Consider the following 11,969-nt stretch of genomic DNA (forward strand, 5'->3'; position numbering starts at 1 on the left):
AGCAGCTGGGTCACGCCCATCATCGACTGCGACACGGTGAAGACGAGCCCTCTCTCGAGCCAAGGAAACACCAAGATCGGGATAGTTGCCAAGGGTGAGCTCTCGTCGCCGGCCATTGACCCTGTAACGCAGGATCCACGAAGCAGTCGCTGCAGTGGAAAGCGTAAACGTGAGCCCGTCGCCATCCGATTTGGCGATAGGCTCGCCCTTAGCGATCCAGCGTCGGATTTGAAGATCAGTAAGTAGGTTGGTAGTTCTTGCCACAGTTGCAAACCTCTTGCATCTAGTGGGTAGCTGCCTCACCGAAAAGCCAAAGCTACCCAGCTAGCTACCCTATTTAGATGCAATTGTACGAAACAACTAGAGGCAACGGAGAAAGCATTTCTCTAAAGAAACAAGCATTTGCTTCACCTGCTCGGTAGACATGCAACCCCCGGAAACGGAAGTTGAAATTCCACGAAGCGATTTTCATGGCGGTGATTCTAATCCGGCGCCCTCGCAAAGGGAGACCAGTTCCCCTGCAAATGGCAACAAAGCCTATCTAGTGAATATTGGGGAATACACTTTTTCAGCGTTCCGATTCGCGCAGACTGCCCGTGGAGATGAGGGGAAGCCATGCGTAGCAAGCTGTTTGTACCCGGCGCACGTCCGGAACTGTTCGACAAGGCGATGGCCGGCCCGGCCGACGCCTTGTCCTTTGATCTGGAAGATTCGGTACCCGAGGCGGGAAAGCAGGCCGCCCGTGAAGAGGTGGCCAGCTTCCTCGCCCGCACCGACATCACCGCCCCCGGCAAGCGTCTCATCGTCCGCACCAATGGCAGTGACAGCCCGTACTTCGCCGCCGATCTTGCCGCAGTGGCTGTGCCCGGCCTGTGGCTGCTGAACGTACCCAAGATTGAATCGGTCGCGCAGGTTCACCACATCGCTGCCGCGCTGGACCAGGCCGAGATCGCCAACGGCGTCACCCGGCCGATCGGCCTGCTGCTCAATATTGAAACCCCGCGTGGCCTGCGCCTGGCTGCTGAGCTGGCCACGGCGCATTCGCGCGTGGCCGGCCTGCAGCTCGGTCTGGGTGACATGTTCGCGCCCAACGGCATTGCGCGTGATCCAGCCAACGTGCACTTCACCCTCTCCGTATTGAAGATGGCCGCCGCCGAAGCGGGTGTGTTCGCCTGCGATGGCGCCTGGCCAGATGTGGCCGACAGTGAGGGTTTCCGTATCGAAGCAAAGATGGCGCAGAGGCTGGGCTTTATCGGCAAAAGCTGCATCCATCCCAGCCAGGTGGCATTGGCGAACGATATCTTCCGCGTTCCCCAGGCGCTGATCGAAGAGGCAGAGCGGATTGTGGCCGCGGCGGCCAAGGCCAGTGACAGCGGCCGCGGCGCATTCCTGTTCGAAGGCCGGATGATCGACCTGCCTTTTCTGCGTCGCGCCGAAGCATTGCTCGCCGCAGCGCGCCCCGTCTCAATCTAGATCGCTTCCGTCGACGTTCGAATTCCTTCTGCCTATCGTGCGGCGGCCCTGTCCGGACCCGCCCACCTTTTACCCGGTCCTTCCATGTCCAAATCCGCGGCCTGCGCTTTCGTCCCCACCCTGCTCCGATACTGCGCACACCCGCTGCGCATGATCGCCATCACCATGCTGTTCATGGTCAGCAGTACCGTGGCAGCCGAGAGCCTGACTACGGTAAGCGCCGGCACCCTGCCGCCGTTGCCGGGGAATGTCGCCCCGGAGGAACTGCTCAGCATCGATGGCCGTACCGTGGCGCTCGGCAAAGGTCAGGCATGGGCACTGCGCGCCGACAACAAGGCCTGGGAACTGCTGACGGGCAAGATCGATGCAACGGTACACGGGGCCATAGCCGCAGGCGGACGGGCCTATCTGCTGGAAGGCAGCGCCGCAGGCACCAGCGATCGCCTGCAGCCACTCCAGCTGCAAAAGAACGATCTGAAGAAGGGCAGTGCGGTGCCACTGCCGCTGGCATTGACCTCGACCCATGCCACCGTGCTGGGCGATACGCTGTACCTGAGCGGCAATGACGATACGGGCGCTACCCGTCTGTACAGCCGCAGCCTTGCAGCCTCTGCCACCAGCGCCTGGCAGCCGCAGACCGTCTGGCCGCAAACCGGCACACCCAGCGCGCTGCAGGCCCAGAAAGGCAGGTTGTATGCCGTGGTGGGTGGTTCACAGGAAAACGACCAGTTATGGCGCTGGTCCACTGAAGACGGCTGGCAGTCGATGCCACCGCTGCAAGGCAAGCTCATCGACGGATCGATGCGCGCCCTGGGCCAGGCCCATCTGCTGATGCTGGTGAAAACTCCAGGCGGGAAGATCCAGGCCCGGACCTTCCACTCGATCACCAGTGCCTGGAACACGCTCGAAGATGCACCCACCATTGCCGCACCGCAGGCGATCACCAGCTGGGGCAATGGCCTGCTGTGGGCCAGCACCGGCGCTGGCGGCAGTCAATTCCAGTACGCACAGATAGAAAGCAGCAAACACCTGCTGCGCTGGCTCGACTGGGCAGTGATCATCGTCTATCTGGCAGCGATGCTCGGCATCGGCGCCTGGTTCTATTTCCAGGAAAAACATGGCAGCACCTCCGACTTTTTCGTCGGCGGTCGCAGCATTCCTTTCTGGGCCGCCGGCATCAGCCTGTATGCCACCAACACAAGCTCCATCAGCTTCATCGCCATTCCTGCCAAGGCTTTCGAGACGAACTGGCAGTACATGACCAACAACCTGATCGCCGTTCTGGGCCTGATGTTCGTGGCGATCTGGATCGTGCCACTGTTGCGCCGCCTTGATCTGATGAGCGTCTTTTCCTATCTGGAAACCCGCTTCCATCCGACCATCCGCATGCTGGCCAGCGGGCTGTGCATCGTCATGCAGATCGGCAGCCGGATGAGTGTGATCCTGTTTCTGCCGGCGCTGGCGATCTCCACCATCACCGGTATTGATGTGGTCTGGAGCATCCTGCTGATGGGGGTGTTCACCATCATCTACACCACGATGGGTGGCATGAAAGCGGTGATCTGGACCGACTTCGTGCAGGTGTTCGTGATGTTCGGCGGCGCCATCTTCGCCATCGGCTTCATCATCCAGCAGATCAACGGCGGCATGCCGGAGTTCCTGTCCACGGCCATGGCCGAAAACAAGACCCAGCTGTTCGATTTCAGCTTCGATCTGACCAAAGCCACGGTCTGGGGCTTCATCTTCCTGGTCGTGTTCGACGTGGTGCTGACGTTCCCCAAAGACCAGGTGTTGATGCAGCGCGTGCTGTCGACCAAGTCCGACAAGGAAGCCGGACGTTCCATCTGGACGTTCGCGGCGATGATGATTCCCGGTGGCTTTGTTTTCTACGGCATTGGCACCGCTTTGTGGGTGTATTACAAGAACAATCCGGAACGACTCAATCCCCTCCTGCCGATTGATGCCACGTTTCCGCTGTTCATCGCGGCCGAACTGCCGATGGGGGTGACCGGACTGATCATCGCCGGTATCTTCGCCGCCGCGATGTCCACGCTGTCGAGCATCATCAACAGCGTCTCCACACTGGCCTCTGTCGACTTCTACGAGAGGCTTAAAAAGAATCCGACTCCCAAGCAGAGCGTCCGGTTTGCCGAGTGGATCGGGGTGCTGGTGGGTTTGATCGCCATCGGTATCGCACTGGTGATGAGCAGGTATGACATCCATTCGCTGTTCGATGTTTCCATCGAACTGGCGGGCCTGCTCGGCGGCGGTTTCGCTGGTGCCTACACGCTGGGCATGTTCACCCGCCGTGCCAACTGGCAGGGCGTGGCGATCGGCGTAGCCGGCAGCATTCTCATCACCCTGATTTTCTGGTCGATGAGTCTGGTCCATCCGTACTTCTATCTGGCCATCTCCATCCTGCTGTGCATCGTTATCGGCTATCTGGCCAGCCTCTTCTTCCCACCGCCGGCAGCCTCGCTGAAGGGTCTGACCATCTACAAACAGGACACGGCATAACGACCCCTGGGCGTTGAACCATGACCTTGGTCCATCGCACCGGCTGGTCGGCTGATGTAGCGTGCTTTGCAGCTGAGAGGTAGATCGTGGAAACCCAGTTCCTCAATACATTCGTCACCGTGGTCGATCGTGGCTCGATGGCCGCCGCCGCACGTTTGCTGCACATCACGCCGGCCGCCGTGGCCCAGCAGATTCGCACCTTGGAACGCGAACTGGGCGTGCCGCTGATCGCCCGCGCCGGACGTACGGTGAGCGTGACCGAGGAAGGCGCGCGCATCTTGCAGCGCGCGCGCGACCTGCTGCGCAACGTCGCCGACCTGCGCAGCGTGGCGAACGAGAACGATCTGGCAGGCGAATTGCGTTTGGGCGCGTGCCCCACCGCACTGGCCGGACTGCTGCCGGACATCCTGTCGCGGATGGTGGCCACATTCCCCCAGATCAACGTCTTCATCAAACCCGGTTATTCGGCGGACCTGTACCGCGCGGTGGAAGGCGGCGACGTGGATGCGGCGATGGTGATGCAGGCACCCTTTCCGCTGCCCAAGACCTGCAACTGGCAGCTGCTGCGTGAGGAACCACTGGTGGTACTGGCGCCGGCCCGTTTTGCCGGGCGCGACCCACACGAATTGCTCTGCGAGCAGCCGCTGATACGCTACGACCGCCATGAATGGGGCGGCCGGCAGGCCGACGAGTATCTGCGCCAGGCAGGGATCGTGCCGCGCGAGCGTTTCGAGCTCAACGCCTTGAACGCCATCGCGGTGATGGTGGACCGGGGCCTTGGCGTATCGCTGGTTCCGGACTGGGCCAGACCGTGGCCCGAAGGGCTCAATGTCGTGCGCATCCCTTTGCCGCTGCCCAGCGAACCGCGCCGGATCGGCGTGGCCTGGTCGCGGTCTTCGGTGCGGATCCGGCTGGTCAACGTGTTGCTGGAAGAAGCCCGCGCCGCGTTGAACGAGCGTCAGCGCTGAAACAGCGGTCCTGCGCCTGTGCGCAGGGGGCGATAAGCAACAAACCCTAGGGAATGAACATAGATAGCCTCGGTTCTATCACCCTGGGGCCGGCTCTAGTCTCACGCGTATTGCCGGTTGTGCTTGCAGCGCCCTGGGAGGGACGTACACACGGGTCGGCGACCTGGACGCTTGCGTCCATGCAAACCATTCGGCGCTGACAATCCCCAATTGTCCCCGCTGTTTTTTCCAACGGGGGAGAAATCAATGATCAAGCCACTTTCCGCAGCCATCAGTGCGGCACTGCTCGCATGCGTGATGAGTCCTGCCCAGGCGCAGGACAAGAACGCCACCGACCTGGACCAGGTCATCGTCACCGGTACCCGCACTCCTGTTGCGATCGACAAGGTCCCCGGCGCGGTCACCCTGGTGACCCCCGAACAAGTACAGCGCACCCTCAACCTGACCGAAGACGCCACTGCGGTGCTCGCACGCATGGTGCCGGGCTATTCCGAATCCTCGCAGGCGATGAGCAACTCCGGTGAGACCCTGCGCGGCCGCATCGCGCTGCGCCTGTTCGATGGCGTGCCACAGGGCTCGCCGCTGCGCGAGGGCAACCGCAACGGCACATTCACCGACATGGGCGTCATCGGCCGGATCGAAGTCATCAATGGCCCCTCGGCCGCCGAGGGCATCGGTGGTGCCGGTGGCGTGATCAACTACCTGTCGAAGAATCCGGACGTGGACGGCCACGAGACCACCGTGAGCACGCGCTACGGCACCCAGTTCAAGGATGACAGCGCGCAGTCCAAGATCGGCATCATGCATACCTACAAGGGTGATGCGGCCGACTTCCTGGTCAGCGGTGCCTACATCGACCGCGGCGTAGCTTACGACGGCGACGGGCGCCGGGTTGGCCTGAACACCTCCGGCTCGCTGTCCGATTCGTACAGCAAGAACCTGTTCATGAAGGGCGGCTACAACTTCGGCGACGGCCAGATGCAGCGCATCCAGGCAAGCTACAGCAACTTCCATATCGGCGGTAAGCACAACTACAAGCCGGAGGAAGGCTGCCGTTTCGATCCGGTCGAATGTCCGGTGCCGTCCACCAACACCGCCGTGAAGGGCTCCATCGCCGGGTCACTGGCCGAGTTCAATGATTTCGAACAGTTCGCTGCCAAGTACACCAACGCCGACTTCTTCGGTGGTGACCTGAGCGTGGATGCCTATTGGGCGCAGCAGGCCATGCGCTACGTGCCTGAGAACGGTTCGGATCGCCAGCTGGTCAAGCCGGCGCCACCGGAAGCCGAGCGTATCTGGGACCAGTCCGAGATCAACAGCGAGAAGAAGGGCCTGCGCTTCGGCTACGCCTACAACGACCTGTTCAAGGTGGAGGGGCTGCGCCTGCGCGCCGGCCTGGATCTGGTGGAAGACACCGCTGAACAGCGCCTGGCACTGACTAACCGACTGTGGGTGCCGCCGATGAAGTACACCAGCCTCGCTCCCTACGCCCAGCTGAGCTGGGATATCGGTCCGGTGACGCTGGATGCTGGCATCCGCCGCGAAGACGGCGAGCTCGAGATCGACAGCTACACGACCGTGGCCTTCCGCGACAATACGCGTGTGCAGGGCGGCAAGATGGATTACAAGGCCAACATGCCCAACTTCGGTGCGATCTGGCGCATCAGTGATGAGTGGTCGGTGTTCGCGTCGTACTCGGAGGGCTTTGGCATTGCCAACGTCGGTATTCCGCTGCGTAACATCCAGGCCAACAGCCCATGCAAGGCCGTGTCCTGTATCGCCGACCTGCAGCCGTTGATCACCGAGAACAAGGAAATCGGCTTCAACTGGCGTGGCGCCAAGGGCCAGGTCGGCGCGTCGGCGTACCGCTCGACCTCCGACTTCGGCTCCACCTTGACCATCGACAAGGTCACCGAAGACTTCATCCTCACCCGTGCTCCGGTGGAGATCGAAGGCATCGAGCTCAACAGCGCCTGGACGTTCAACGACCAGTGGAAGGCCACCTTCCTGTACTCGCGCATCCGCGGCCAGACCCAGTACTACGCAGGTTCGGGCCTGGTGAAGGAAATGGGCATCCTGGATATCTCACCGGACAAGGTGAACGCCTCGCTGACCTGGACCCCGGCCGACAACCTCAACGCCACGCTGGGCGTGAGCAAAACCTTCAGCCGCGACCTCCGTGAGACCTTCACCAATCCGACCAACGGCGATGTCTATGAGAACGAAGAGAGCACCTACGGCTATGCGCTGTGGGATCTCAGCGTGAACTACGACACCGGCCGCTATGGCCAGCTGTCTGTAGGCATCGAGAACCTGTTCGACAAGCAGTACGTGCTGACCTGGTCGCAGCTGCCGGGCTGGCAGAACTACTTCTCCGGCCGTGGCCGGATCGTTTCTCTGAGCCATACCATCAAGTTCTGACAGAGGCTTGATGCATAGAGCGCCGCCGCTTTGGTGGCGCTTTTTTTTCGCGCGCCCCGTTGGCGCCAGCCGCACCACCACCGCGTTTTGGAGAGAGAGCGCACCATGAAGAACCTGTTGTCATCGAGCATCACCCTGGCCTTGCTGCTGTCGGCAAACGCACAAGCACAGGACACCGCTGTGGCAGATCGCGACAAGCCCAGCGCCACCACGCTGGACAACGTCATTGTCACCGGCACCCGTGCGCCCAAGGCGGTGGACCGCATCCCGGGCGCAGTCAGCATCATCAGCCTGCAGGAGTTGAACAATTCGCTGAGTCTGACCGAGGACGCCACCGCGGTACTGACCCGCACGATTCCCGGCTACTCCGAATCGACCCAGGCACTGACCAACTCCGGTGAAACCCTGCGCGGCCGCATCGCGCTGCGCCTGTTCGACGGCATTCCACAAACCTCGCCGCTGCGTGAGACCAACCGTGCCGGCAGCTTCACCGACCTGGGCGTGATCGGCCGCATCGAAGTGGTCAACGGCCCCTCCGCGGCGGAAGGCGTGGGCGCGGCCGGCGGCATCATCAACTACATTTCCAAGACACCGGAAGAAGGCAGCCACACCAACGTCAGCACCCGCTACAGCAGCCAGGGTCGCGACGACAGCGAGGGCTGGAAGGTCGGCCTGACCTTCGGCCACAAGGAGGACGCCTACGACCTGCTGCTGTCCACCTCGTTCGTCGACCGTGGCATGGCCTATGACGCCAAGGGCCGCAAGATCGGCATGCGCGGCTCAGGCACCATCAACGACTCCGAGTCGAAGAACCTGTTCCTGAAAGTGGGCACCAACTTCGGCGAAGCGGACATGCAGCGCCTGCAGGCCACGCTCAGCCGCTTCAATCTGACCGGCAAGGGCAACTACACCGGCATCAACGGTGACCGTGCCAACAACATCACCTCGACCTCGATCGCCGGCACCCCGCTGGGCGCCAAGACCGAGTTCAACAATTTCAACCAGTTCTCGCTGTCCTACAGCCATGCCGATTTCTTCGGCGGCACCCTGCTTGCCGACGCCTATCGCGCCGACCAGGCGATGCGCTATCCGGCCGAGAACGGCTCGGACAAGCAGGACCCGCTGTTCGCACCGCTCGGCCAGCTGGTCGACCAGTCCGAAGTCAATTCGGAAAAGCGCGGCGTGCGCACCTCGTGGACCCGTGGCGAGCTGTTCGGCGTTGAAGGGCTGGAACTGCGTGCCGGTGTGGACGTGGTCAAGGACCTCACCGACCAGCGTCTGGCGCTGACCCAGCGCGTGTGGGTACCGCCGATGGAGTACACCAGCACCGCGCCGTATGCCCAGCTGTCGTGGGATATCGGCCCGCTGACGGTCAGCGGCGGCCTGCGTCAGGAAGACGGCGAGTTGAGCGTGGACAGCTACACCACCACCTACTACAACAAGCGCGTGTTCGTGGAAGGCGGCAAGCTGGACTACAAGACCGACCTGCCCAACCTCGGTGTGGTCTATCGCTTCACCGACGAACTGTCGGCCTATGCCTCCTACTCGGAAGGCTTCAGCCTGCCCAACGTCGGCATCCCGCTGCGCAACATCAACAAGCCGGGCCAGAGCGTCAGCGGCATCCTCGATCTGCAGGCGATCATCGTCGAGAACCGGGAAATCGGCTTCAACTGGCGCACCGGCAACGCCACATTCAGTGGCTCCTACTACCGCAGCGACTCGGACTTCGGCGTGTCGCTGAGCACCGATCCGGTCACCGGCGATTTCGTCATGAACCGCGGCCCGGTCAAGATCAACGGCATCGAGTTCAGCGGCAGCTACGACTTCAGCGATGACCTGAAGGTCAATGCGATGTACTCGCACATCGTCGGCAAGACCTGGTTCACCAAGAACGGGCCGCTGGACAAGCGCATGGGCGCCAACGATGTCAGTCCGGACAAGATCGGTGTGAACCTGTTCTGGCGCCTGGCACCGCAGGTTGACCTGAACCTGGGCGCGATGACCCTGCTCTCACGCACCCTCAACCAGGGCAAGAGCGGCGCCGAACACACCTCCGGGCGCACCCTGCTCGATGTGAGCATGAACTACGACACCGGCCGTTTCGGCAAGCTGACCCTGGGCGTGGAAAACCTGCTCAACAAGCAGTACATCCTCACCACCTCCGAGGCCAGCAACAGCAACGACGACTGGATGGCCGGTCGCGGTCGCGTGTTCTCCCTGTCGCATAACATCAACTTCTGATGAGCGACCTCACAGCCCGGGGCGTGCGCCTCCGTCATCGCGATCATGCCGGCCCCCGTGGCCGGCGTGACGCGGTGTGGCTGTACCGCGGTGCCCGGGGCCTGGCCCTGGGCGCCGTGCTCTGTTTGACGGGATTGCCGCTGGTGGCCTGCTCCACCGCGCCCAGCCGCGCCGCGCTGACAGTGGCACCGGTGGCCCTGACAACGGCACCAACGCTGCCGGCAATCGACGACTTCCTGCGCGATGCAACTGCCGAGCGCGGCTATCCCGGCGCGGTCGCACTGATCCTGCACAATGGAAAGACCGTGCATGCCGCCAGCTATGGCTGGCAGGATCTGGCACATACCCGGCCGATGCGCCGCGACAGCATCTTCCGCATCTACTCGATGACCAAGACCGTGGCCTCGGTCGCGGCACTGATGTTGATGGACGAGGGCAAGCTGGGTCTGGATGATCCAGTGGCACGTCACCTCCCCGAATTTTCCAAGCTGCAGCTGTTCACCGGCGGCAGCGCCGCCGCCCCACAACTGCGCCCGGCAACCCGCACCCTCACCGTGCGTCATCTGCTCACCCACACCGCCGGCTTCGCCGCCGGCGGCGAGGGGTTCGAAGCGGTGACGCAGCTGCTGGAACAGCACCGGGTGCGCGAGGTGGACACGCTGGCCGAGTACACCGCACGCTTGAGCCAGGTGCCGTTGGCCGCCGAACCCGGCACCCGCTTCCGCTACGACAGCACCTCCACCGAGACCCTGTCGCGGCTGGTGGAAGTGGTCGCCGGTATGCCCTTCGAGCAGTTCCTGCAACAACGCATCTTCACCCCGCTGGGCATGCTCGATACCGGCTTTGAAGTGCCGCTGGCACAGCGCGCGCGGGTGGTCGAGCTGACCACGATGGGCGATGGCGCCACGCTGGTGCTGGCCGATGAAGCGCATGCACGTGCACCCGGCACCGCATTGCGGCCCTATCGCAGCGGCGCCGGCGGGCTGTACTCCACCGCCGATGACTACGGCCGTTTCGCGCAGATGCTGCTCGATGGCGGCCAGTCCCATGGCGTGCGCCTGCTCCGCGCCGATACCGTGGCGCTGATGCTGCAGAACCAGCTGGTGCACATCGCGCTGCCCAAGCCGGTCACCGAATTCAGCGACGCCGAGGGCTTCGGCCTGGGCGGCTCGGTGCTGTTGGATCCGGCATTGAAAGGCCGCACCGCCGCGCCCGGGGCGTTCGGCTGGTCCGGTGCCGCCTCGACCTATTACACGATCGACCCGGGCAAAAAACTGGTCGCGATCCTGATGCTGCAGCACCTCCCCGGCGGCGCACAGGATCTGCCGCGCATCAGTACCCGGTTCTACAACCTCGTCGATGAGGCGATACACCCATGATCCAGATCCAGCCCCGCACTGTGCTCGTCGCCGGTTCGGCCAATCTCGATTTCGTCGTACGTGCCTCGCACGTGCCGGCCCCGGGTGAAACCGTGCTCGGCCGGGAGTTCGGCACCTTCCCTGGCGGCAAGGGTGCCAATCAGGCGGTGGCCTGCGCGCGCGCTGGTGGCACCGCCACGCAGATGCTGCTCGCCCTGGGCCAGGACGACTTCGCCAGGCCGATTGAAGCTTCGCTGCATGACGCCGGCGTGCTGCTGCACACCGTGCGTGACGCTGCATTGCCAACCGGCACCGCCTTCATCTGTCTGTCCGACGACGCCGAGAACGCGATCACCGTCGCGCCCGGCGCCAACATGGCACTGCGCGCCGAACACCTGCCAGCGCTGGACGGCATCGGCTGGCTGCTGCTCCAGCTGGAGACGCCGTTGGACACGGTCACCGCCTATGCACGCGCCGCGCGTGCGGCCGGGGTCAAGGTCGCGCTCAATGCGGCCCCCGCGCAACCGCTGCCCGATGCGCTGCTGGCGCTGCTGGACATGCTGATCGTCAACGAGGGCGAACTGGCGGTGGTAGCCGGCAACCCTCCGGCTCTGGCCACCGGGCTGGCGCGCGTGGACGTGCCATGCGTGATCGTGACGCTGGGGTCACGGGGGTGCCTGGCACGCGTGGACGGGCAGATCCTGCTGCAACCGGCATTCCGGATAGAGCCGCTGGATACCACCGCTGCCGGCGACACCTTCTGCGGCGCGTTGATCGCATCGCTGGCCCGCAATTCCCGGCTGCAAGATGCCCTGCTGATGGCCAGTGCCGCTTCGGCGCTGACCTGCACCCGGCTGGGCGCGCAGTCGAGCATTCCTACCTTCCCCGAAGTCGCCGCGTTGCTGGCGGACCGCACCCGCCGACCCGGTGATGACGCCCATGCCGCGCTCGCGGCATGGTGCGCGCTTTGATGCTTTTTCTTTCCGTTCCC

7 protein-coding genes and 1 pseudogene are annotated in these 11,969 nt (G+C 63.3%); 7 read left to right on the forward strand and 1 reads right to left on the reverse strand.

Translation table 11 applies throughout. The annotated features are described in order from the left end of the window. Window positions 1-303 (reverse strand): annotated as a pseudogene (locus ACVOMH_RS10635) (Arm DNA-binding domain-containing protein); the annotation flags it as partial. Between the two features lie 312 nt (window positions 304-615). Here ACVOMH_RS10635 and ACVOMH_RS10640 point away from each other — a divergent pair. The 7 genes from ACVOMH_RS10640 to ACVOMH_RS10670 all read left to right on the forward strand — a co-directional run bounded on the left by ACVOMH_RS10640 (window position 616) and on the right by ACVOMH_RS10670 (window position 11,949). Next, complete coding sequence (locus ACVOMH_RS10640; protein WP_481551937.1) at window positions 616-1,473, forward strand: HpcH/HpaI aldolase/citrate lyase family protein; 858 nt, start codon at window positions 616-618, stop codon at window positions 1,471-1,473. Window positions 1,474-1,623: 150 nt separating this feature from the next. Then, a complete protein-coding gene (locus ACVOMH_RS10645; protein WP_481551938.1) occupies window positions 1,624-3,990 on the forward strand; it encodes a sodium:solute symporter family transporter in 2,367 nt (788 codons plus the stop codon). A gap of 86 nt (window positions 3,991-4,076) precedes the next feature. Beyond that, window positions 4,077-4,958: a LysR family transcriptional regulator gene (locus tag ACVOMH_RS10650; RefSeq protein ID WP_057505676.1), complete on the forward strand. Its 882-nt coding sequence runs from the start codon at window positions 4,077-4,079 to the stop codon at window positions 4,956-4,958. A gap of 246 nt (window positions 4,959-5,204) precedes the next feature. After that, window positions 5,205-7,379 carry a TonB-dependent receptor gene (locus ACVOMH_RS10655; RefSeq protein WP_481551939.1) on the forward strand — a complete coding sequence of 725 codons (2,175 nt, stop codon included), beginning with the start codon at window positions 5,205-5,207 and terminating at the stop codon, window positions 7,377-7,379. Window positions 7,380-7,484: 105 nt separating this feature from the next. Continuing rightward, window positions 7,485-9,620 (forward strand): TonB-dependent receptor, encoded by a 2,136-nt coding sequence (locus ACVOMH_RS10660; protein WP_481551940.1) that lies wholly within the window; start codon window positions 7,485-7,487, stop codon window positions 9,618-9,620. Further along, window positions 9,620-10,999 carry a serine hydrolase domain-containing protein gene (locus tag ACVOMH_RS10665; RefSeq protein WP_481551941.1) on the forward strand — a complete coding sequence of 460 codons (1,380 nt, stop codon included), beginning with the start codon at window positions 9,620-9,622 and terminating at the stop codon, window positions 10,997-10,999. The genes ACVOMH_RS10660 and ACVOMH_RS10665 overlap by 1 nt, the downstream gene beginning before the upstream one ends. Beyond that, on the forward strand, window positions 10,996-11,949 hold the full coding sequence (locus tag ACVOMH_RS10670) for a ribokinase (RefSeq protein ID WP_481551942.1): 954 nt from the start codon (window positions 10,996-10,998) through the stop codon (window positions 11,947-11,949). Before ACVOMH_RS10665 ends, ACVOMH_RS10670 begins: the two co-directional genes overlap by 4 nt. Window positions 11,950-11,969: the final 20 nt, after the last annotated feature.

The organism is Stenotrophomonas sp. STEN013 (genome assembly GCF_056760355.1).

Bases quoted from the DNA above. Each gene is read 5' to 3' on its own strand.
- ACVOMH_RS10640 (WP_481551937.1), top strand. From the start codon at position 616: ATGCGTAGCAAGCTGTTTGTACCCGGCGCACGTCCGGAACTGTTCGAC.
- ACVOMH_RS10645 (WP_481551938.1), top strand. From the start codon at position 1,624: ATGATCGCCATCACCATGCTGTTCATGGTCAGCAGTACCGTGGCAGCC.
- ACVOMH_RS10655 (WP_481551939.1), top strand. From the start codon at position 5,205: ATGATCAAGCCACTTTCCGCAGCCATCAGTGCGGCACTGCTCGCATGC.
- ACVOMH_RS10660 (WP_481551940.1), top strand. From the start codon at position 7,485: ATGAAGAACCTGTTGTCATCGAGCATCACCCTGGCCTTGCTGCTGTCG.
- ACVOMH_RS10665 (WP_481551941.1), top strand. From the start codon at position 9,620: ATGAGCGACCTCACAGCCCGGGGCGTGCGCCTCCGTCATCGCGATCAT.
- ACVOMH_RS10670 (WP_481551942.1), top strand. From the start codon at position 10,996: ATGATCCAGATCCAGCCCCGCACTGTGCTCGTCGCCGGTTCGGCCAAT.